The organism is Janthinobacterium sp. GW823-FHT03B06 (genome assembly GCF_058796955.1).
Window position 1 is genome coordinate 800,585 of the sequence record NZ_JBXAJE010000002.1, and the last position, 22,000, is coordinate 822,584.

At 65.2% G+C, this 22,000-nt stretch carries 26 protein-coding genes; 24 read left to right on the top strand and 2 right to left on the bottom strand.

The window, feature by feature from the left end:
• Positions 1-3 precede the first annotated feature (3 nt).
• Positions 4-849: a 3-deoxy-8-phosphooctulonate synthase gene (gene kdsA, locus AC1RBA_RS09565; protein ID WP_034750794.1), complete on the bottom strand. Its 846-nt coding sequence runs from the start codon at positions 847-849 to the stop codon at positions 4-6.
• A gap of 219 nt (positions 850-1,068) precedes the next feature.
• Here kdsA and AC1RBA_RS09570 point away from each other — a divergent pair, with 219 nt between their 5' ends.
• The gene (locus AC1RBA_RS09570; RefSeq protein WP_034750797.1) at positions 1,069-1,341 is read left to right on the top strand and encodes an oxidative damage protection protein; all 273 of its coding nucleotides are present in this window, start codon (positions 1,069-1,071) and stop codon (positions 1,339-1,341) included.
• 171 nt (positions 1,342-1,512) lie between these two features.
• Positions 1,513-2,076, top strand: coding sequence for a DUF6622 family protein (locus AC1RBA_RS09575; protein WP_492417884.1), 564 nt, complete (start codon positions 1,513-1,515; stop codon positions 2,074-2,076).
• Between the two features lie 20 nt (positions 2,077-2,096).
• On the opposite strand, the gene rpiA is transcribed toward AC1RBA_RS09575, so the two are convergent.
• Positions 2,097-2,774: a ribose-5-phosphate isomerase RpiA gene (rpiA, locus tag AC1RBA_RS09580; RefSeq protein ID WP_492417886.1), complete on the bottom strand. Its 678-nt coding sequence runs from the start codon at positions 2,772-2,774 to the stop codon at positions 2,097-2,099.
• 208 nt (positions 2,775-2,982) lie between these two features.
• Here rpiA and AC1RBA_RS09585 point away from each other — a divergent pair, with 208 nt between their 5' ends.
• From AC1RBA_RS09585 to AC1RBA_RS09690, 22 genes are all read left to right on the top strand, one after another.
• Positions 2,983-3,351, top strand: a complete 369-nt coding sequence (locus AC1RBA_RS09585; RefSeq protein WP_070222443.1) for a response regulator — start codon at positions 2,983-2,985, stop codon at positions 3,349-3,351.
• A 2-nt stretch (positions 3,352-3,353) separates the two neighbouring features.
• On the top strand, positions 3,354-3,980 hold the full coding sequence (locus AC1RBA_RS09590) for a chemotaxis protein CheC (protein WP_070222465.1): 627 nt from the start codon (positions 3,354-3,356) through the stop codon (positions 3,978-3,980).
• Between the two features lie 5 nt (positions 3,981-3,985).
• Complete coding sequence (locus tag AC1RBA_RS09595) at positions 3,986-4,945, top strand: GGDEF domain-containing protein (protein WP_070222467.1); 960 nt, start codon at positions 3,986-3,988, stop codon at positions 4,943-4,945.
• A gap of 149 nt (positions 4,946-5,094) precedes the next feature.
• Entirely contained in the window at positions 5,095-6,762 is a 1,668-nt protein-coding gene (locus AC1RBA_RS09600; protein ID WP_492417889.1) for a sensor histidine kinase, read from the top strand.
• Positions 6,759-7,460, top strand: coding sequence for a response regulator (locus AC1RBA_RS09605; RefSeq protein WP_492417890.1), 702 nt, complete (start codon positions 6,759-6,761; stop codon positions 7,458-7,460). Before AC1RBA_RS09600 ends, AC1RBA_RS09605 begins: the two co-directional genes overlap by 4 nt.
• A 252-nt stretch (positions 7,461-7,712) precedes the next feature.
• On the top strand, positions 7,713-7,859 hold the full coding sequence (locus AC1RBA_RS09610; protein WP_157814672.1) for a hypothetical protein: 147 nt from the start codon (positions 7,713-7,715) through the stop codon (positions 7,857-7,859).
• Between the two features lie 75 nt (positions 7,860-7,934).
• Positions 7,935-8,108, top strand: a complete 174-nt coding sequence (locus AC1RBA_RS09615) for a Flp family type IVb pilin (protein WP_070222439.1) — start codon at positions 7,935-7,937, stop codon at positions 8,106-8,108.
• A gap of 94 nt (positions 8,109-8,202) precedes the next feature.
• Positions 8,203-8,376, top strand: a complete 174-nt coding sequence (locus AC1RBA_RS09620; RefSeq protein ID WP_071650227.1) for a Flp family type IVb pilin — start codon at positions 8,203-8,205, stop codon at positions 8,374-8,376.
• The gene (locus AC1RBA_RS09625) at positions 8,373-9,443 is read left to right on the top strand and encodes a phosphatase PAP2 family protein (RefSeq protein WP_121670234.1); all 1,071 of its coding nucleotides are present in this window, start codon (positions 8,373-8,375) and stop codon (positions 9,441-9,443) included. Before AC1RBA_RS09620 ends, AC1RBA_RS09625 begins: the two co-directional genes overlap by 4 nt.
• A complete protein-coding gene (locus tag AC1RBA_RS09630) occupies positions 9,440-10,027 on the top strand; it encodes an A24 family peptidase (RefSeq protein WP_217494210.1) in 588 nt (195 codons plus the stop codon). The genes AC1RBA_RS09625 and AC1RBA_RS09630 overlap by 4 nt, the downstream gene beginning before the upstream one ends.
• A gap of 40 nt (positions 10,028-10,067) precedes the next feature.
• Positions 10,068-10,688 (top strand): methyltransferase family protein, encoded by a 621-nt coding sequence (locus AC1RBA_RS09635; protein WP_492417893.1) that lies wholly within the window; start codon positions 10,068-10,070, stop codon positions 10,686-10,688.
• Positions 10,689-10,721: 33 nt separating this feature from the next.
• Entirely contained in the window at positions 10,722-12,068 is a 1,347-nt protein-coding gene (locus tag AC1RBA_RS09640) for a DUF8689 domain-containing protein (RefSeq protein WP_492417895.1), read from the top strand.
• The gene (gene cpaB, locus AC1RBA_RS09645) at positions 12,065-12,913 is read left to right on the top strand and encodes a Flp pilus assembly protein CpaB (RefSeq protein WP_070313226.1); all 849 of its coding nucleotides are present in this window, start codon (positions 12,065-12,067) and stop codon (positions 12,911-12,913) included. The genes AC1RBA_RS09640 and cpaB overlap by 4 nt, the downstream gene beginning before the upstream one ends.
• 22 nt (positions 12,914-12,935) lie before the next feature.
• On the top strand, positions 12,936-14,531 hold the full coding sequence (locus AC1RBA_RS09650) for a type II and III secretion system protein family protein (protein ID WP_492417897.1): 1,596 nt from the start codon (positions 12,936-12,938) through the stop codon (positions 14,529-14,531).
• Between the two features lie 9 nt (positions 14,532-14,540).
• A complete protein-coding gene (locus AC1RBA_RS09655) occupies positions 14,541-14,825 on the top strand; it encodes a hypothetical protein (protein ID WP_070222427.1) in 285 nt (94 codons plus the stop codon).
• A gap of 46 nt (positions 14,826-14,871) precedes the next feature.
• Positions 14,872-16,422, top strand: coding sequence for a pilus assembly protein TadG-related protein (locus AC1RBA_RS09660; RefSeq protein ID WP_492417899.1), 1,551 nt, complete (start codon positions 14,872-14,874; stop codon positions 16,420-16,422).
• 7 nt (positions 16,423-16,429) lie between these two features.
• On the top strand, positions 16,430-16,897 hold the full coding sequence (locus tag AC1RBA_RS09665) for a TadE/TadG family type IV pilus assembly protein (RefSeq protein WP_492417901.1): 468 nt from the start codon (positions 16,430-16,432) through the stop codon (positions 16,895-16,897).
• 10 nt (positions 16,898-16,907) lie between these two features.
• Entirely contained in the window at positions 16,908-17,426 is a 519-nt protein-coding gene (locus tag AC1RBA_RS09670; protein WP_099408938.1) for a TadE/TadG family type IV pilus assembly protein, read from the top strand.
• 36 nt (positions 17,427-17,462) lie between these two features.
• Complete coding sequence (locus AC1RBA_RS09675) at positions 17,463-18,614, top strand: CpaE/TadZ family protein (RefSeq protein ID WP_099408937.1); 1,152 nt, start codon at positions 17,463-17,465, stop codon at positions 18,612-18,614.
• A gap of 53 nt (positions 18,615-18,667) precedes the next feature.
• Entirely contained in the window at positions 18,668-20,035 is a 1,368-nt protein-coding gene (locus tag AC1RBA_RS09680) for a TadA family conjugal transfer-associated ATPase (protein WP_070222417.1), read from the top strand.
• 10 nt (positions 20,036-20,045) lie between these two features.
• Positions 20,046-21,020: a type II secretion system F family protein gene (locus AC1RBA_RS09685; RefSeq protein ID WP_070289153.1), complete on the top strand. Its 975-nt coding sequence runs from the start codon at positions 20,046-20,048 to the stop codon at positions 21,018-21,020.
• Positions 21,021-21,039: 19 nt separating this feature from the next.
• A complete protein-coding gene (locus AC1RBA_RS09690; protein ID WP_492417904.1) occupies positions 21,040-21,990 on the top strand; it encodes a type II secretion system F family protein in 951 nt (316 codons plus the stop codon).
• Positions 21,991-22,000 lie beyond the last annotated feature (10 nt).

A 22,000-nucleotide genomic window follows, 5' to 3' on the forward strand; every position in this document is an offset into this window, starting at 1 on the left:
TAGTTACTTGATATTCAGCGGCGCAAACGACTTGACCAGATCGTCGAGCGCCTTCAACTGCGCCAGGAACGGCTCCAGCTGGTCCAGCGGCAAGGCGCTGGGGCCGTCGCAGCGGGCATTGTCCGGGTCCGGATGGGCTTCCAGGAACAGGCCGGCGATGCCGACGGCCAGGCCGGCGCGGGCCAGGTCGGCCACCTGCTGGCGGCGGCCGCCCGAAGCGGCGCCGCCGGGATCGCGCTGCTGCAGGGCGTGCGTGACGTCGAAGATGATGGGCAGGTCGTCGCAGGTCTTTTTCATGACGCCAAAGCCCAGCATGTCGACCACCAGATTGTCGTAACCGAGGCAAGTGCCGCGGTCGCACAGGATCAATTGGTCGTTGCCCGCTTCCTTGAATTTCTCGACGATATTGGCCATCTGGCCTGGGCTCAAAAATTGCGGCTTCTTGATGTTGATCACTTTACCCGTTTTCGCCAGCGCCACGACGAGGTCCGTCTGACGCGCCAGGAAGGCGGGCAGTTGCAGCACGTCGACCACTTCGGCCACCTGCTGCGCCTGCCATGGCTCATGCACGTCGGTAATCACGGGTACGCCGAACGCCGCCTTGACGTCCTGGAAGATGCGCATGCCTTCTTCCAGGCCTGGTCCCCGGTAGGAATGGATCGAGGAACGGTTGGCCTTGTCGAAGCTGGCCTTGAACACATAGGGAATGCCCAGTTTTTGCGTGACGCGCACATATTCTTCGCAGGCGCGCATGGCAAGATCACGCGATTCGAGCACGTTGATGCCGCCAAACAGCGCGAAGCTGCCGGTATTGCTGACATCGATGCCATGGACTTTCACTGAGGTCATAGGGATTCCATATTGGTTAATTGTTACTACTTGCTTGGAAGAGGCGCAGCCAGCGGCTGGCGCGATAAGGCATCTTACTAGCTAGGGCGGCGCAGATCAAATTTGATCCAGCGCAAGGGCGCGGCAAACGGCGTGTCGCCAGGCCGCGACGACCCCGCGAGGGCAGGCGCAAAGTGCCTTATAATCACGCTTTATCTCTACACTGATTCAGGAGCACAGATGGCCCGCACGATCCACTGCATCAAACTCAACAAGGAAGCCGAAGGACTGGATTTCCCGCCGTACCCGGGCGAACTGGGCAAGAAGATTTACGAATCCGTGTCGAAGGAAGCATGGGCCGCCTGGCTCAAGCACCAGACCATGCTGGTCAATGAAAACCGTTTGAACCTGGCCGACGCGCGCGCCCGCAAATACCTGGCCACGCAGATGGAAAAGCATTTCTTCGGCGATGGCGCCGATGCCGCCATGGGCTACGTGCCGCCAACGGAATAAGTTTTATCGCTTGCCCGTGGCCGCCGCGTCACGGGCAGTTTCACCTGCGTTTCACGCCCTCCTCCGCTGTTTCACGGCACCGCCTCCCCGTTTCGTCGCACACCGCTCGCCGCCCATGCCGCCCGCTGGCACAGTACGTCCATCGACAACCTCACTCCAAAGGCGGACACCATGTTGCAGCACATCTTCAGCCACACTCCCCTCTACGTCTGGGCCATCCTGGGCTTGCTCGTCTACCGGGGCGTGCTGGCCAGCCGCGCACGCGAAGTGACCTTGCGCAAGCTGTGCATCATTCCCCTGGTCATGCTGGCCCTGTCGCTGAGCGGCGTGCAGGGCAGTTTCGGCCTGGCCGGCGTGGCGCCGTTCGCCTGGGCCGCCGGCGCCCTGGCCGGCGCGGCGCTGGCATGGACACTGAGCGATGCGCGCAAGATCGTCGCCATACCCGAACGGACCAGCGTGCAGCGCCCCGGCAGCTGGGTGCCGTTGATGCTGATGATGAGCATTTTCTGCATGAAATATGCGGTGGCCGTGACCCTGGCCATCGCGCCGGCCTACGCCCATGCGACCGGCTTCATCGTGCCCGTCTGCCTCGCCTATGGCTGCTTCAGCGGCATCTTCCTCGGCGGCTTGCTGCGCACCGTGGCCGTGTACCGGGCGGTGCAAACGGAAGGCTGGGGTCAGACCCGGCGGGGGAATACGCCCCAGTGGGGCGCATTCCGATCACGTAGTGACTGACCCCGGATTTCTGCTGCGTATCAGTACGCCAAGGTACGCACGCCTTCCGGCATGCCCAGCAGACAGACATTCGCGCCGCGCACGGCGAACAGGCCGACGGCGATGACGCCGACGATCTGGTTGATCTGCCGTTCCAGCGCCACCGGGTCGGCGATCTGCAAGCCCAGCACGTCGATGATCTCGCCGCCGTTGTCGGTGATGAAGGCTTCCGTGCTGCCAGGCTTCAGGCGCAGGCGGGGCGTGCCGCCCAGTGCGGCCAGCTGGCGCGAGACGGCGGCGCGCGCCATCGGCACCACTTCCACCGGCAGCGGGAAGGCACCGAGGGTCTCGACGAGCTTGGAGCCGTCGGCGATGCAGACGAACTGTTTCGCGACGGACGCGACAATCTTTTCGCGCGTCAATGCCGCGCCGCCGCCCTTGATCATGGCGCCGCTGGCCGTGATTTCATCGGCGCCGTCGATGTAGACGGCGATCGACTCGACGTCGTTCAGGTCGAAGACGGGAATGCCATGACCGGCCAGGCGCGCGGCCGTCGCTTCGGACGACGCGACCGCCCCCTTGATGCGGTCCTTGATCTTGGCCAGTTCATCGATGAAAAAGTTGGCGGTGGAACCGGTGCCGACACCGATGATTTCACCGTCCACCACATAGTTAATGGCGGCGCGGGCTACGGCTTGCTTCAATTCGTCTTGGGTCATGGCAAAAAAAGGCTAAAGTGAGGAATGCCGCTATTTTAACGGATTGCCGGCCCGGCCAGCCGGCCATGATGACGGACCTGGCGACGGGATACAACAGGCAAGTGGAAAAGACTTGCCCCAAGGCAATTGCCCAGCCAATTACTCTCTATGCCCTCTAAAATATGCGAAAATGGAACGATTGACCGATATGACGTTTCAGGAATAGCACATGAATCACAGTAAGCAGGTACTTGTTGTCGATGACAGCCGGGTTTCACGTCTGATGTCGCATCAGTTCATCCTCAGCAAACATGCCGACTGGCAAGTGATTGAGGCGGCGACGGGTGAGGAAGCCCTGGAAAAAGTCAAGACTGTCAGCCCTGTGCTGATATTACTGGATGTCAACATGCCCGGCATGGGCGGTGTGGCGGCGGCGGAACAATTGCGCGCGCTGTGCCCGCAAACGCACATCGTTCTCGTCACGGCGAACGTGCAAAACGCCATCCGCAACCGCGCCATCGAACTTCGTGTCGGCTTCATGGAAAAACCGATCACGGAAACCCGCATCCACCAGCTGATCGAGTCACTGGGACTGTGAGCATGGTCAATCTCTCCGAACTGGAAAACGATGCCCTCGTGGAGATATTCAACATCGGGGTGGGCCATGCGGCCGCCGCGATGAGCGAGATCGTCAATGAAGAAGTCACCATGTCGGTGCCGTCGATCACTTTCCTGAACCGTGCCGATGCGGCTGCCCTGCTGGGCAGCAAGAAGGATGGCGAACGCATCTGCGGCGTCAGCCAGCATTACGATGGCGCCTTCGCCACCGAAGCCATCCTGATGTTTCCTGAAGATAAAAGCCTGGAAATCGTGCGCCTGATGGTGGGCGACGCCATGCCGCTGCAGGAACTGACGGAGATGGAACAGGAAGCGATGAGCGAAATCGGCAACATCATCCTCAACTCCTGCGTAGGGACTTTGGCCAACCTGTTCGACAGCGAACTGCATGGCTCGCTGCCCCTGTACCACGTGGGCACCAGCGCGGAAATCCTGTCTTCGTTCGGCGGCCACGATGACGAGGCCGTCGTACTGATGCTGCATATCGACTTCGTGCTGTCCAAACACCAGATCCACGGTTATGTGGCATTCGTGCTCGACCTGTCCGCCCTGCACGACCTGAAGCAGCAGGTCAGCCACTATCTGGCCAAGGTCCTGGGACAGGCGTGACGATCATGCCGGATGCCTTACACCGACTCGCCCTGCTCGAGAGCATACTCGGCGCCGTCAACCTGGGCGCCATCGTGCTCGACGAGCAGCACCGCATCGTGCTGTGGAACCACTGGATGGCGCGCCACTCGGCATGCCAGGCCGACGCCGTGCTGGGCCAGGATTTCTTCACCGTCTATCCGGAACTGCGCCACAAGCGCATCGATTCGGCCATCACCCAGGCCCTGCGCGACAATTTCCAGTCGCTGCTGTCGCAAACCCTGCACAAGGCGCCGTTTCCCCTGTACACGCATGGCGCGGCCGAAGGCCGGGAGCGCATGCAGCAGGCGATCGCCGTCACGCCGATCAATTTGCCCGATTCGCCGCGCCACTGCCTGATCCAGATCAATGATGTCACCATCGCCGTGGGCCGCGAAAAGCTGCTGCGCGAACAGACCATGGTCTTGCGTTCGCAAACCTTTGCCGATGGCTTGACGGGCATCGCCAACCGCCGCCACTTCGACGTGGCGATCGAGAAGGAAATGCGGCGCGCCATGCGCACGGGCAGCCCCCTGTCGCTGCTGATGATCGATATCGATCACTTCAAGGATTACAACGACCATTACGGCCACCAGCAAGGTGATGATTGCCTGATCCGCGTCGCGGCCGAACTGGCCGCCATGCTGCAGCGCCCCACAGACTTGCTGGCGCGCTATGGCGGCGAGGAATTTGCCGCCATCCTGCCCGACACGGACGCGGCGCAGGCGCTGCGCATGGCCGAGGTAATCCGCCAGCACGCGGCCGGACTGCGCATTCCGCATGCCAAGACGGGCAATGAGGTCAAGCACATCACGGTCAGCATCGGCATCGCCACCCAGCACCCGCAGCAGCAACCGACCATCTCCGCCCTGATCGGCGCCGCCGACCGCGCCCTGTACCTGGCCAAGGGCGCCGGGCGCAACCGCGTGATGGTGCAGCCGCTGTAAAAAAAGCAACGCAGGGCAAAGGATTCCAGTAGACATCTTTATGGCGTGTGCGTAGACTCGTCATTGATTGCAGCAACAATAACAAGAATTTATCTGTGGTATCTATCCCTGCGCATGGCTCACCATGCGGGACATGGCCAGGAGCGCTTGTGAATCTCGATCCTCCCCTCAGATCCGGCTTGCCGGGTGCCGGCATGGATACGACCATGGTCAACGGCATGCGCCTGCTGCTGTCGAGCGCCACCTTGCTGACCCTGTTCATCGACCCCGAAAGCGCCGGCAAGCTGAGCAAGATTACCTGGCTGATCTTTTCCGCCTACACCATGCACAGCCTGCTGCTCTATGTGCTGGCCGTGCTGGGCTTCAGCCTGCCCCAGGACATCTTGCTGTACTGGCTCGACGTGGCCTGGTATGCGCTGATCGTGTTTTCCACCAGCAGCCACAACAATTTATTCTTCCTGTTTTTTTTCTTTGCCATCCTGACCTCGTCGTTCCAGCGGGGCTTCGAGGAAGGCGCGCGCGTGACCCTGGCCTCGGCCGGCCTGTTCGCCGCCACGGCCCTGTTCGGCGAAACGGATGCGGAGCTGTCGCGCCTGCTGCTGCGTACCACCTTCCTGCTGGCGCTCGGCTACATGATCGCCTACTGGGGCGGTTCGGCCATCACGCAGCGCAGCCACCTGGCGCTGCTGCGCGATGTCAGCCAGCTGTCCAATCCGCGCTTCGGCGTCGACCAGACCATTACCTCCGTACTGGAAAAAACCCGCAGTTATTTCAACGGCCGCAGCTGCCTGCTGATCATGCAGGACAAGGGCACGCGGGTCTGGTCGCTGCGCAGCGTGCTGCAAACGGCAACGGGCGTCGTGCACACCAGCTCGCTCCTCAGCGATGACGCGGCCAGTCCCCTGCTCGCTTTCCCGCACGATAAAATCGCCTTGTACAACCAGCCCGCCGGCCGCTGGCTGCCGTGGACAGGCGGCGCGCGCATGCTCGATCCCGACAGCGGACGCTGGCTGCGGCACGACGACGCGGCAGGCGACCGCCTGGCCGAGCTGCTCGAAGCGCACGCCTTCATCAGCGCACCGCTGCCCCTGCGCAATGGCAAGGGCCGCATCTTCATCGTCTCCGCCACCAGCATGAGCAAGACGGACGCCCTGTTTCTCAGTCATATCGGCGCGCAGGCGTTTCCCGTCATTGAAAACATCGACCTGCTCGACCGCCTGGCGTCGCAGGCGGCCTCGCGCGAGCGCGAAAAGATCGCCCGCGACCTGCATGACACGGCCGTGCAGCCGTACATCGGCCTGCGCCACGGCCTGGCGGCCCTGCGCAACGAAGCCACGCCCGGCAACCCGCTGCTGCCCGAACTGGAAAAACTGATCATCATGTCGGGCCAGGTGATCGCCGACCTGCGCAGCTACGCGCGCACGTTCAAGAACGGCCAGGTGCAAAGCGAGCCGGAACTGCTGGTCGCGCTGCGCCGCCAGGCCACGCAGATCCGCGAATTCTATGGCATCGATATCGCCCTGCAAATCGAGGGCGACCTGCACATCAACGACCGCCTGGCGGCCGAGGTGTTCCAGATCGTCAACGAAGGCATGAGCAATATCCGCAAGCATACGTCGGCGCGGCACGGCGCCGTCAAGCTGACCTGCGTGCAGGGCGCGCTGCACATCAGCATCGACAACGAATGCGCGGCCGCACACGTCCCCGATTTTCTGCCCGACTCGCTGGCCGAACGGGCAGCCGCCCTGGGTGGCACGGCCCGCGTCACGCATGGCATGCTGGGCAACACCTCCGTGCAGATCGAGATCCCCATATGAACGACTTACGCTACACGCCCCCGGCCAGCCATGTCATCAGCGTCATGCTGGTGGACGATCACAAGACCATGCTGTGGGGCCTGGAGCGGCTGATCGGCGGCGAGCACTCGGGCATGCGCGTGGTCGCCACGGCGTCCGACAGCGCCGAGGCGCTGGAGCAGGCGAAGGCGCTGCAACCGGATGTGATCGTGCTGGACCTGGACCTGGGCGGCATCAGCTCGCTGGCCATCCTGCCCGCGCTGGCGCAGTGCGGCAGCACGCGCGTGCTGGTGCTGACGGCCAGCCACGACCAGGCCGTCCTGGACCAGACGGTGCTGAAAGGCGCGCGCGGCATCGTCAGCAAGGATGCGCCGGCGGAGATGGTGCTGAAGGCCATCGAAAAGGTGTACCAAGGCGAGCTGTGGCTGGAACACGCGATGCTGGGACGCATGCTGACGCAGCTGACCCAGCCCGGCGGCGGCTCGGCGCAAGCCATCGCCATCGCCAGCCTGACCCTCAAGGAAAGAAAGATCATCGCCGCGCTGGTGCACGGCAGCGGCACGCCGGCCAAGCTGCTGGCGGACCAGCTGTTCATCTCCGAACACACCCTGCGCAACCACCTGACGTCGATCTACCGCAAGCTGGGCGTATACAACCGCCTGGAACTGTACGCCTACGCCACCAAGCACCAGCTGGGCCAATTGCCGTCCGGCGCCTGACGCCGCCGTCCCCCGGCACGGCCACTGCCCGGCCGCGCACTCCCTCCGCCGCCCCCTTCGCCAGCCACCGGCGCTGCCTGCGCCCCTGCGCCCGCGCGCCAGACTCGACCATGACAATTGTCACGAAAAAAACAAGCAATTCCTCCTTGCAATAAAAGGATGTTCTTCTGATGTAGATCAAGGTGCCAACTTCTATAGTGGATTTACCGGAGTGCAAATCACCGCGCGGCCCACCACGACACGGAGCACAGCATGCGCCTTGACAAGTTTCTTCCGACAGCCCTGATCACCTATTTGCAGGGCAAGGAAAAGGCTGCGTTCTACCGCTATGCCCTGGTGGCGGCCCTCATGGCGGTGGTGTGCATCATCGGACTGCTCGCACTGGGCGAAAGCCCATGAGAGCGTAGCAACAGGAAGCAACACCGCCATGCCGTTTTACCCACCGCCGTAGCTTAACCACCACCAGGAGTTGTCATGAACCTCATCAAAAACTTTATCCGCGAAGAAGATGGCGTCACCGCAATCGAATATGGCCTGATCGCCGCCCTGATCGCCGTGGTGATCATCGCCGCCATCACCATCGTCGGCACGCAGCTGAAAAAAACCTTCAGCACCATCGGCACCAAGCTGACCACCGCCAATGCCTGACGCGGTGCCGTCCGGGCCGGCCCAGCGCCAGCCCGGACTACGCTTCCCCATATTTCCGGCACGCCCACCTTGATACCGCCTAGCGAGGCCCATCGTGAAATCTCTCTTCAGCCGTTTATCCGACGAGTCCGCCGTTACAGCGATCGAATACGCGTTGCTGGCGGGCCTGATCGCGGCAGTGCTGGTGCTCACGATCACCGTGCTGGGCGACCAGGTCAAGCTGCTGTTTGTCTACGTCAAGGACCAAGTGGTCCTGGCCCTGTCATGAACACCCTGCGCGCCTCGCTGCGCACCCACCGCGCCCTGCTGCTGATCGTGCTGCTGTACGCCGCCGCCGCGACCTTGCTGGCCGGCGGCCTGCCCAGCGCATCGGAGATCCTCAACGTGCTGGCCGGCTTCTTCGTGGCCATCCTCACGGGTCCCGTCTTCATCCTGTGCGGCTACACCATCCACGTCATGGTGATGAAACGCCCGCACCGCCTGTGCCACTATCTGTACCACGATCTGCGCCGCTACCTTAGCAACGAGCGCCTGCTGCACGCGCTGCCGGCCATGCTGCTGATTCCCGTCTTCGCCTCCAGCTTCACCGTCTTCAAGGGCGCCATTCCGCGCCTGCATCCCTACACCTGGGATGCCACCCTGTCCGCCTGGGACATGGCGCTGCATGGCGGCATGGCCCCATGGGAAAGGCTGCAGCCGCTGCTGGGCCACCCGCTCGTCACGGGCTTGCTCAACTTCAGCTACCACTTCTGGTTCTTCCTGTTCTACGCCATCCTGTACTGGCTGATCCTCGACACGCGCCGCCCGCTGCTGCGCATGCAGTTCCTGCTCAGCTTTGCGCTGACCTGGATCGCCCTGGGCAGCATCCTGGCCGTGCTGTTTGCCTCGGTCGGTCCCTGCTACTACGGCCACCTGCACGCCAGCGATCCGTATGCGCCGCTGATGGCCTACCTGCATGACGCCAACCAGCACGTTCCCGTCTGGGCCCTGCAGGTGCAGGAGATGCTGTGGCAAGGCTATCAAAGCAAGGGGGCGAACGGCGAACTGGGGATCTCCGCCATGCCCAGCATGCATGTGGCCACCGCCGTGCTGATGGCCATCATGGGCTGGAAGGTCAGCCGCGCCGCAGGGATCGCCTTGTCCGCCTTCGCCGTGCTGATCCTGCTCGGCTCCATCCACCTGGGCTGGCACTATGCGCTCGACGGCTATGTGGGTGCGGCCGGCGCGGCGCTGGTGTGGCGCCTGGTGGGACGGCTGCTGGGCAGCCAGGCTGCGGCACCGGCCATGCACATGGCCACGGCGCCCTGCATGAGCAAGGAAGGACTGACGTCATGAACGCCCACCTGCCCATGCTGCTGTGCCTGGCCGTGCTGGCCACCCTGCTCGCCAGCGCCCTGTGGCACGACCTGCGCACGCGCCGCATCCCGAACCGCCTGGTGCTGTGGGGCACGCTGGCGGGCTTGATCCTCAACGGCTTCGTGCCATCGGGCGCCGGCCTGTTCGACGCCTCCTTCGGCGGCCTGGGACTGCTGCAGGCGCTGGCCGGCGCCGCCGCCGGACTGGCCCTGCTGCTGCCCATGTATCTGCTGCGCGCCCTGGGCGCCGGCGACGTCAAGCTGATGGCCATGTGCGGCGCCTTCCTCGGTCCCGACGCCGTGCTCGAAGCGGCCCTGCTGACCTTCCTGTGCGGCGGCGTGCTGGCCCTGGCCGCCGCGCTGGCCGGCCAGCGCCTGCGCCAGGTGCTGAAAAATACCTGGCACATGATGCTGGGCGCGCTGCTGCACAGCCTGGCCGGCGGCGCCGCCACGATCGCCGAACCGCCGCCGGCCACCGGCAAGCTGGCCTACGCCTTCGCCATCGCCAGCGGCACCGGCTTGCAGGTCTTCCTGCAATACACCCACCTGTGGAGCCTGCGCTGAAACGCGCCGCTCCGACGACCAGCCACCCTAGGACTCGACCATGGACACCCTCGCCACCCTCTGCCACTCGCGCCACGCCAGCCTGTTCACCAGCATCGCCATGGCTTGCCTGTGGACGTTCTTTGCCAGCGCCCACGTGGTGGGATTCCTGCACAGCGGCGACTGGAGCTATCTGCTGTTCTGCGCCGCCGAAACCCTGGCCGCCCTGTTCTTCATCGTGCGTTCGGCCCCCGTCAGCATCTCCACCGATGCGGGCGACTGGCTGCTGGCCATCGGCGCCACCTTCGCGCCCTTCCTTCTGTCCCCCGCCGACATGGCCATCTGGCCCGGCGCGCGCTACCTGCTGGCCGTCGGCAGCCTGCTGCAAATCGCCGGCCTGCTGTCGCTGAACCGCAGCTTCGGCCTGGTGGCGGCGCAGCGCGAGATCAAGACGGGCGGTGTCTACCGCGTGATACGCCATCCGCTGTATGCCAGCTACCTGATTTCCCTGAGCGGCTACCTGCTGGCCAACACTTCGCCCGCCAACACCGTCATCTATGTCGCGACGATGGGCATGATGGTGATGCGCCTGCTGCGCGAAGAGCGTTTCCTGTCCGCCGACGTGCGCTACCGCGTCTACATGCGCCAGGTGAAGTACCGCCTGCTGCCCTTCATCTTCTGATATCCGGCCATCCGAACAAGAGGAGTATCCATCATGCCTGACACCTATCCAGAACGCAGCGACGGCGGCGGCGTCGAACCGGCGGCCAAGCGCGCGCCACGCACGGTCGAGGAAACGGGATTGCCCTTCCTGTTCCTGGTCGAACTGCTGGTCAAGATACTCTTCCTGCGCGGCCAGATCGGCCTGCCCGCCCTGTCGACGCACGTGAAACTGGGCGCCGGCGTGCTCGAACCGCTGCTCACCTTCATGCGCGCCGAAAAGCTGTGCGAAGCGCGCCGCAACGGCGGCAGCGGCACCGACGCCGACCTGTATTACCTGCTGGGCGACCAGGGCCGCCTGCGCGCCGCCGAATACATGCGCCGCAACGCCTACAGTGGTCCCGCCCCCGTCACCCTGGCCGATTACAGCAACCAGGTGCTGGCGCAAAGCGTGGCCGACATGCATGTCACGCGCGACGACGTGCAGCGCGAATTTCGCGACGTGGTGGCCAGTTCGGCCGTGCTCGACCAGCTGGGCGCAGCCATGAATTCCGGACGCGCCCTGTTCTTTCACGGCCCCGCCGGCAGCGGCAAGAGCTACCTGGCCGAGCGCCTGAACGGCTTGCTCAGCGGCGCCATCGCCCTGCCCCATGCCGTGATGGTCGACGGCGAAGTGCTGCCCTTCCTCGACCCCATGCTGCACACCCTGTCAAACAAAGGCCGCGTGCCATCCGACCCGCGCTGGGTGCGCGCCGAACGCCCCGCCGTGCTGACGGGCGGCGAGCTGACGCTCGACATGCTGGACCTGCAATTCGACCAGGGCACCCGCCTGTACCAGGCGCCGCCGCACCTGAAGGCCAACAACGGCATCTTCATCATCGACGACCTGGGCCGCCAGCGCTGCTCGCCCGTGGAACTGATGAACCGCTGGATCGTGCCGATGGCGCGCCACATCGATTACCTGTCGCTGCACACGGGCTACAAATTCCCCGTGCCCTTCGACGTCATCGTCGTGTTCTCGTCGAACCTGGCGCCGCAGCAGCTGGCCGACGATTCCTTCCTGCGCCGCATCGGCTACAAGATCCATGTGGGTCCCTTGAGCGCCTACCACTACCTGGCCGTGTTCCGCAGCACCTGCGCCCAGCTGGGCATCAATTTCGACGAAGCCTCCTACACCTACCTGCTGCACCTGCATAGCCTCTACAAGCGGCCCTTGCTCGCCTGCTATCCGCGCGACATCCTCGCGCAGGTCTGCGACCAGGCGCGTTATGAAGACCACCCGGCGCAACTGTCTCCGGAAGTCCTGTTCTGGGCATGGCAAAACTATTTCGGCAGCGATAACGACCTCGCAAACACACACACCGGACCGGCAGCGGTCCAGCACAAAGGGGAAGCAAAATGAGAAACGCACGCGCTCTGACGATGATGGCCATTGCGGTCATCCTGGCGTTCGCCGCGGTCATCGTGGCCGCGCGCTGGATCAATGCCCAAGCCTCGGGCAACATCAACAAGGTGGCCGTGGCCCAGGTCGACATCAGCCTGGGGGCACGCCTCACGCCCGACATGGTGCGCATGGTCGACTGGCCATCGAACGCGCTGCCGCCCGGTGCCATCAACGATCCGAAACTGCTGGAAACGCGCGTCACGCGCACCAGCATCCAGCACGGCGAACCGATCATGGAAGGCAAGCTGGCGCCTCCCGGCACGCAAGGCGGCCTGTCGGCCGTCGTCGCCGAGGGCAAGCGCGCCATGACCGTGCGCGTCAACGACGTGGTGGGCGTGGCCGGCTTCGCCCTGCCCGGCAACTTCGTCGACATCCTCGTCAACACCCAGGGCGAAGGGGCCCGCAAGACGCCGGACCGCGATCCGAACATTTCCAAGATCGTGCTCGAACGCATCCTCGTGCTGGCCATCGCCCAGGAATCGAGCCGCGACGACACCAAGCCCAAGGTGGTCAACGCCGTGACCCTGGAGCTGACGCCGGATCAGGCTGAAAAACTCGACCTGGCGCGCAGCGTGGGCACCCTGTCGCTGGTGCTGCGCAATCAGGTCGAGGACAAGCCCGTCAACACGGAAGGCGCCACCAAGTCCAGCTTGCTCGATGAAAAGGTCGCCATGGCCGCCCCCGCCGCCATGGTGCAAGCCAAGCCGCTGCCACGCCGCCGTCCCGCCGCCGCACCCGCGCCTCAGGCCGGTCCACGCGTCGATGTCATCAAGGGGCTGGAACGCAGCTCCCAACAATTCTAACCTGCACCAGAGGAGTCACGCCATGAGCACATATTGCACAGCAAGCGGAAGCCGGGTACTGAGCCTGGCGCTTGCCCTCGCCATGATCGGCGCCCTGGCGCCCCAGGCACGCGGCGAACCCGTCGCCGCTGCCGCCACCGCCGCCGGCACCGACACGGGAGCCGCCAGGAGCAATCGGGCGGCCGCCCGGCCCAGGGCCACGCCGCCGCAAAGCGAATCGCGCGCCGGCCGCACCGAGATGGCGCCGCAAATGAGCCTGGCCGAAGGCAAGTCGACCCTGATGCGCCTGCCGTTCGCCGCCAGCCGCATGTCCGTCGGCGACCCGCGCATCGCCGACGTCATCCTGCTCAATCCCAACGAGGTGTACCTGCTGGGGCGTTCCGTCGGCACCACCAACCTGATCCTGTGGAACAAGAGCAATGACGCCACCATCATCGACCTGGCCGTCGGCATCGACAGCAGCAGCCTGCAGGCACGCATGGCCGAACTGCTGCCGAACGAAAAAATCCACGTCACGGTGGCGGGCGACACCCTGATCCTGTCGGGCATGGTCAGCGACGTCGTCAAGGCCGACCAGGCCCTGTCGCTGGCCAACGCCTATGTACAGCGCAGCGCCCGCAGCGGCGCGGCCAGCTCCGGCGCCGCGCCAGCCGCAGGCGCGGGCGCCGCCGCTGCAGCTCCCGCCGCCACGCCCGATGCGGCCGCACCGCGCGTGATCAACCTGCTGTCGATCGCCGCGCCGCAGCAGGTGATGCTGGAAGTGAAGGTGGCCGAAGTGTCGAAGGTGCTGGTCGACCAGCTGGGCGCCAGTCTGGGCATCAACAAGACCATCGGCAGCTGGTCGTATTCGCTGCTGTCCAGCCTTCTCAGCAACAATCCCAGCGGCTTGAGCGGCGCCAGCAAGAACAACTTCTTCAACCTCGACGCGCAAAAACGCGATGGTCTGATCAAGGTGCTGGCCGAACCGAACATCATGGCCATCAGCGGCCAGGAGGCCAGCTTCCTGGCCGGCGGCAAAATCTTCATCCCCGTCAGCCAGAGCAACAATAACGGCGTGCCCACCATCACCCTGGAAGAGAAGGAGTTCGGCGTGGCCGTGAAATTCACGCCCACCGTGCTCGATGGGGGGCGCATCAACCTGAAGGTGGCGCCGGAAGTGTCGGACCTGAACAAGGACGGCATCGGCATCACCGCCACCGGCATCTCGGCCACGGCCATCCTGCCATCGTTTACGACGCGGCGCGCCACCACCACGGTGCAGCTGTTCGACGGCCAGAGCTTCGCCATCGGCGGCCTGATCAAGAACAACGTGACCAGCAATATCAAGGCCCTGCCAGGCCTGGGCGAAGTGCCCGTGCTGGGCGCCCTGTTCCGCAGCACGGACTTCCAGACGGACCGCTCGGAACTGGTCTTCATCATCACGCCGCACCTGGTCAAGCCGCTGCCGGCCGACTACAAGCTGCCCACCGACGGCTACATCCAGCCGACGCGCGGCGACATGTTCATGCAGGGAAAAATGGAGGGCAGCGCACCGGCGCCCGCCCCCGCAGCGCCAGCAGCGCCCATGCAGCCGCAAGCGGCCGCGCCCCAGTCCGCCGCCGGCTTCGACCTCAAATAGGAGAACACCATGAAAACCGCACATTGCCTGCCTTGCGCCACCCTGCTGTCGCTATTGCTGTTAGCCGGCTGCGCCGCCACCACCACGCCCGTGCTCGATTCGCACTTCGGCGAATCGGTGGCCCTGCTCAAGGCGCAGCAGATCATGTATCCGGACGCCTACCGCAACATGGACCCCGTCAGCGGCATCGACGGCAAGGCCGGCGCCAGCGCCTACCAGCGCTACCAGAAATCGTTCGCCGCGCCGGAACCGCAACCGAACGTCTTCACCATCGGCGTGGGCGGACGCCAGTAGGCGCCAGTTTCGCGACGCACTCCCCCCAGGCCACCAGGAGACAGCCATGAAGACCGCATTTCGCAGGCACGACAAGCAGCAGGGCGCGATCGCCATCGTGCTGGGGCTGACCCTGGTGGTGCTGTTCGCCATGGGCGGCCTGGTGCTGGACCTGGGCCACCTGTACATCGCCAAGACGGAACTGCAGAACGGCGCCGACAGCGCCGCCCTGGCAGGCGCCGTGGAACTCAATCAAAGCGCCGCCGGCATCGACAATGCGCAGACGAAGGCCATCGCCATCGCGCAAAAGAACCGCTATGACTTTTCCACCGCGCTGACCATCACGGCCGCCAACATCAGCTTTGGCCCCAGCCCGGACGGTCCCTGGTCGTCCGGCGCCAGCGCCCGCACCAGCCCGCAGGGCCAGACCTTCATCCGCGTCGACACGGGCAGCAAGACCTTCGCCACCTACCTGATGGGCATCGCCGGCATCGCCAGCACCAGCACCTCGGGCGTGGCCGTGGCGGGACGCTTCGTCAACGACGTCACGCCGATCGGCGTGTGCGCCGTCGATCCGGCCAACAAGACGGCGCAATACACGTATCCGGCCGCGCCGGCCGGCACGGGCCTGACGGAGCTGGTCGAATTCGGTTTTCGCCGCGGCGTCACCTACAATCTGTTCGGCCTCAATCCGCTGGGCGGCCCGTCCGATCCCTACCTGATCAACCCCGTCGACGCGCCGCCCGGCAGCTGCAGCGCCTCGCACGCGAGCGCCGCCTCCACCGCGCCATTCATGTGCACCGGCAGCAGCGCCGTCATCACCAGCGGCTCGGGACAGGTCTACACGAACACGGGCATGACGGCCTCGCTGGCCGCCTCGCTCAATTCGCGTTTCGACGACTACGGCGGGCCATCCGTGTGCGACCCCGCGACGGCACCGCCCGACACCAATATCAAGGAATATCCGTGCGTGGGCGCCGCCTCGCCCTGCGCCGCCACTGCCGCCAACTCGCCGCCCACCGGCTGGATGCAGCCGGGCGCCAGCACCTTGCCCAGCCAGCAGCCGGTCAGCCTGGCCGGCAACAAACCGAATTACCAGCTGCCGTCAGCCGGTCCCGTCCCGGCACCGTCGGCCACGTTCGCCCAATTCGCCGGCTACGGCGTGCTGTGGTCCTACGGCCCCGCCTACCAAAGCAATGGCGCCACCCCGGCCAAGGCCGGCACGGCCTACAGCGTCGCGGACGGCAACGCCAACCCCATGTACAGCACGGCCAAGGCGAATTACTTCGACACGGCCAGCTACCCCGTCAGCGCCGGCGCAGGCTTTCCTGCCAGTACGCCGCCTGCGCCGTACAACCAGACCAGCGGCCCCACGTTCCAGGCGCCATCGGTGGCCCATCCGGGCCAGCGCAACCGCCGCATCCTCAACGTGGTGCTGGTCGACTGCCGCACGGCGCCAGTCGGGCCGGCTTCGTGCGGCACCATGAACGCGGTGGGCATCGGCAAATTCTTCATGACGATGAAAGCCGATTTCAGCGGCGGCACCAAGCGCCTCGACGTCGAGTTCGCGGGCCTGATCGAGCCCGTGCCGAATTCCGAAATCAAACTCTACAAGTGAGGCGGCCATGCGCATCCACCTTTCCCCTCTCAAACAGCGCGGCGGCGCCGCCGTCGAATTCGGCATCGTGCTGGCCCTGCTGATCACCCTGCTGGCGGGCATCTTCGGCTTCGGCCGCGCCTTCTGGTACTACGACGCGCTGAACAAGGCGACGCGCGACGCGGCGCGCAACATGTCCGTCAAGGCCAAGGCCGGCATCGCCTCGCAGGGCGTGCCGGCGGCCAAACAGACGGTGGCCGACGCGGCCGTCAGCGCCGGCATCAGCGACTTCACCACGGCCAACGTGACGGTCACCTGCCTGGACGCGGCATTCAACGACAGCAGCTGCACCGACGGCACGGCGCCGGGCGGCATCCGCGTCGAAGTCGTCAACTACACGCTGTCGGTGGGCCAGTACCTGCCCTTCGTGATCGGCGCGGCCAGCACCTATGCCACGCCGCTCGCACCGCGCACCACCATGCGCTACATGCTGTAAGGAGAACGCCATGTGCCACCGCCTTTCATCGTCTCCTCCAGCCGGGCGCCAGCGTGGCGCCGCCGCAGTCGAATTCGCCCTGGTGTCGCTGCTGTTTTTCACCCTGCTGTTCGGCATCCTGGAATTCGGCCGCATGCTGTACCTGTACAACACGGTGCAGGAAGTGAGCCGCCGCGCCGCGCGCGAAGCGGTGGTGCGCTGGATCGACCAGACGGACGCCGTCAAGACCCTGGCCCTGTTCGGCGGCACGGCCCTGCCGGCCGCGCCCGAACTGACGGCCGCCAACATCACCATCCGCTACCTGAACAAGAGCGGCGCCGAAGTGACCTTGCCGCCGACTGACCCGGGCGACAACCTGTCGGCCTGCGGCGACAACACGCGCACGGCCAGCTGCATCGACAGCGTGCGCGTGTCGATCGACAACGTCAGCTACACGCCGATGGTCAGCCTGTTCGGTTTTCTCAATATTGCCGTGCCAGCCTCGGTGGTGATCATGCACGCCGAAAGCCTGGGCTTCCAGATCAACTGAACGCCTTTACCGAATGTCTTTACCGGGGAGTACCAAGTGAATATCGTCATCGTCTCGAAGAATGAAGCCCAGCTCAAGCGGCTGACCCGTTTGCTGCGCGAACGCAGCACGGCCGACCGCGTCTCCCTGCTGGCGAGCATACCGGATGTGTTCGACAACGGCGTCACGCCGGACTTGCTGCTGCTGGAGCAGGAGCAGACGGGCGAAGCGGAGCTGGAACGGCTCGAACTGCTGGGCGGACGCCATCCGAACCTGGCCATCATCGTGCAATGTCCGCAGCAAAGTCCGCAATTCCTGCTGCGCTCGATGCGCGCCGGCGTGCGCGAAGTGCTGCATCCCGACGACGACGCGGCCCTGTGCGCCGCCTTGCGCCGCATCGAGGACAAGCTGCAGAAACAGGTCACGCGCAAGGGCCAGGTGCTGGCCTTCGTCTCGTGCAAGGGCGGCAGCGGCGCCACCTTCATCGCCGCCAACCTCGGCTACGCGCTGGCCGCCGGCGAACAGCGCAAGGTGGCGCTGTTCGACCTGAACCTGCAGTTCGGCGACGCCGCCCTGTTCGTCTCGGACCACAAGCCGGCCACCACCCTGTCGCAGCTGTCGCAGCAGATCGTGCGCCTCGACGCCTCGCTGCTCAGCGCCAGCATGATCCAGATCACACCCGCCTACAGCGTGCTGGCCGCCGCCGACGACCCGGCCCATGCGGCCGACGTCGAGGCCGACCATATCGACCGGCTGCTGACCCTGGCGCGCAGCCAGTACGACTACATCCTGCTCGACGTGGGACGCGGACTCGACCCCGTCAGCGTGCGCGCGCTGGACCGGGCCGACCTGATCTTCCCCGTGCTGCAGGCAACCTTGCCGTATGTGCGCGACGGCAAGCGCCTGCTCGACGTGTTCCGCGGCCTCGGCTACCGCGAAGACAAGGTCCGCCTGATCCTGAACCGCTATGCCAGCAGCGACAGCATCCGCGTGGCCGACCTGGAAGCGGCGTATGGCAAGCACGTCTACAAATCCATCCCCAACCACTACGAAGCGGTGGCGGCCTCCGTCAGCCAGGGCGTGCCCATCCTCAAGCTGACGCCGCACAACGCCGTCTCGCGCGCCTTGCAGGAACTGGCCGCCAGCCTGGCAGGCGAAACCCCGCCCGCCGCGCAAAGCTGGGTTTCGCGGCTGCTCGCGCGCGCCTGAGGCTCCAGCCTGATCCTCAAGCCTGATACCGCCCCACTCACCGGAGACCGACCATGACTGCCGAAAAACTCACCCTGCGGGACCGCCTGGGCTATGCCCAGGATGACGCCAGCCTGAATGACGATGCCGCGCACCAGGGCGCAGCGAGCCACAGCTACCAGCAGCTCAAGCACCGCACCCACCAGGCGCTGCTCGACCGCGTCGACCTGGAGGGCATGCAGCGCCTGTCGCGCGAGCAGATCCGCGAAGAGCTGAAAATCCTCGTCAGCGACGTGCTCACGGAAGACAACGTGGTGATCAACGAGCTGGAACGGCGCTCGCTGATCCGCGACATCCAGGACGAGGTGCTCGGCTTCGGCCCGCTCGAACCGCTGCTGGCCGATCCCGGCGTGTCCGACATCCTCGTCAACACCTACCGCCAGGTGTATGTCGAGCGCCATGGCCGGCTGGAGCTGAGCGACGTCTGCTTCACCGACGACGCCCACCTGATGAAGATCATCGACAAGATCGTCTCGCGCGTGGGCCGGCGCATCGATGAATCGAGCCCCATGGTCGATGCGCGCCTGCCCGACGGTTCGCGCGTGAACGCCATCATCCCGCCGCTGGCCATCGACGGCCCCGTGATGTCGATCCGGCGCTTCTCGGCCCAGCCGCTGCGCCTGGCCGACCTGCTGCTCAAGCACAGCCTGACGGAGGAAATGAGCACCACCCTGCAGGCGCTGGGCAAGGCCAAGGTCAACATCCTGATCTCGGGCGGCACGGGCAGCGGCAAGACCACCATGCTCAATGCGATTTCCGGCTTCATCAGCACGGCCGAACGCATCGTCACCATCGAGGACGCGGCCGAACTGCAGATGCAGCAGCCGCACGTGGTACGCCTGGAAACGCGGCCCGCGAACATCGAGGGCAAGGGCGAGGTAACGCAAAGGGCGCTGGTGCGCAACGCACTGCGCATGCGCCCCGACCGCATCATCCTGGGCGAGGTGCGCGGCGCCGAGGCGCTCGACATGCTGGGCGCCATGAACACGGGCCATGAAGGCTCGATGGCCACCATCCACGCGAACACCCCGCGCGACGCGCTGACGCGGCTGGAAAACATGATCAGCATGGCTTCCGCGGCCCTGCCCGTGAAAGCCATGCGCCAGCAGATCAGTTCAGCCATCAGCGTGGTGGTGCAGGTGTCGCGCCTGACGGACGGCAAGCGCAAGGTCACGTCGATCCAGGAAATCACGGGCATGGAGGGCGAGATGATCACCATGCAGGAAATCTTCACCTTCCGCCAGACGGGCATCGGCGAGGACGGCACGGTGCAGGGGCATTTCCATGCCAGCGGCGTGCGGCCGCGTTTCCTGGAACGCCTGCGCGCCTTCGGCATCAGCCTGCCGGAAACCCTGTTCGATCCCGCCCGCCAGTACCATTAAGGGGAGCATCATGGACTATCTCTATTACGTATTCGCCATCCTCACCTTCATCGCCGTGGTACTGCTGATCGAGGGCGTGTACCTGGCATGGAACACCTCGCGCGGCCCGGAAGCGGAAAGGGTCGCGCGCCGCCTGCGCATCATGTCGGCCGGCGCGCATGGCGACACGGGCAGTTCGATGATCAAGAAGCGCCTGCTGAGCGACACCCCGGCCCTGCAGCGCGTGCTGCTCAGCGTGCCCCGCGTGCATGCGCTCGACCGCCTGCTGGAGCAGTCGGGCCTGAGCTGGAGCGTGGCCAGCTTCGCCGGCGTGATGCTGGCCACGGCCGGCGCCGCATTTTTGCTGCTCAGCTACCTCAGTGTGCCGTGGCTGCTGCTCCTGCCGCTGGTGGCCGGCGCGGCACTGCTGCCGCTGCTGGTGGTCTTGCGCGCCAAGGCCAAGCGCCTGCAGCGCATCGAGCAGCAATTGCCCGACGCGCTGGATCTGATGGCGCGCGCCCTGCGCGCCGGCCATGCCTTCCCCACCGCCCTGAAAATGGTCGGCGATGAAATGAACGCGCCGCTGGCTGTGGAATTTCGCGCCACCTTCGACGAAGTCAATTTCGGCATCGCCATGCAGGACGCCCTGATGAACCTGGCCACGCGCGTGCCCAGCACGGACTTGCGCTACTTCGTCATCGCCGTGCTGATCCAGCGCGAAACGGGCGGCAACCTGGCCGAACTGCTCGATAGCATCAGCCGCATCATCCGCGAGCGCATCAAGCTGCTGGGACAAGTGCGCGTGCTGTCGGCCGAAGGCAAGCTGTCGGCCTGGATCCTGTCGCTGCTGCCCTTCGGCGCGGCGGCCATGATCCACCTGACCAATCCGCAGTTCCTGGAAATGCTGTTCGTCGACCCGGGCGGACGCAAGATGCTCGCCGGCGCCCTGGTGATGATGGTGTGCGGCATCCTGGTCATGCGCAATATCATCCGCATCCGCGTCTGAGCCCGCAAGGAGAACCCTCATGAATCCCGTGCATATCGCCTTTCTCGCCCTGCTCTTCATCGCCGTCTTCGGCACCGTGCTGGTGGCCATGCGCAGCTTTGCGCCCGATCCCTTGCGCCAGCGCATGGACAACGCCACCGGCAAGAGCGCGGCGGCGCCCGGCGCATCATCGGCGCCCAGCCCCTGGCTGGCACGCATGGTGCGCCTGAGCGGCCCCCTGGCCAAACTGTCGCTGCCCGAGCAGGGCTGGGAAGGCTCCGTGATGCGCCGGCGCTTCATGAATGCCGGCCTGCGCCAGGCGTCGGCGCCCATCCTGTTCTTTTCCGCCAAGACCATGCTGGCCATCGGCCTGCCCCTGCTGCTGTTCCTGGGACTGAGCGCCTCGGGCAGCCAGGTGGCGGGCAAGGCGCTGCTGTTCTGGCTGCTCATCGTGGCCGCCATCGGCTACTACCTGCCCAATATCGTGCTGGCACAAATGATCAAGCGGCGCCAGCGCGATATCTTCGAAAGCTTTCCCGATGCGCTGGACCTGATGACGGTGTGCGTGGAAGCAGGCCTGGCCATGGATGCGGCGCTGGCCCGGGTGGCGGCCGAGATCGCCCTGAAAAGCGCCGTGCTGGCCGAGGAATTGCATCTGGTGATGCTGGAACTGCGCGCCGGCAACACCAAGGAGCGGGCGCTGCGCAACCTGGCCCTGCGCACGGGCGTCGAGGATGTCGACGCGCTGGTAGCCATGCTGATCCAGGCCGAGCGCTTCGGCACCAGCATCGCCGCCTCGCTGCGCGTGCAGTCGGAGCAGCTGCGCACCAAGCGCCGCCAGATGGCCGAGGAAGAAGCGGCGAAGATCGCCCTCAAGCTGCTGTTCCCGCTGATCTTTTTCATCTTCCCTTCGCTGCTGGTCGTCCTGATGGGGCCAGCCTTCCTGCAAATTTACCGCGTGCTCCTGCCCAGCATGGGCAGCGGCAGCTGACCGGAGAACC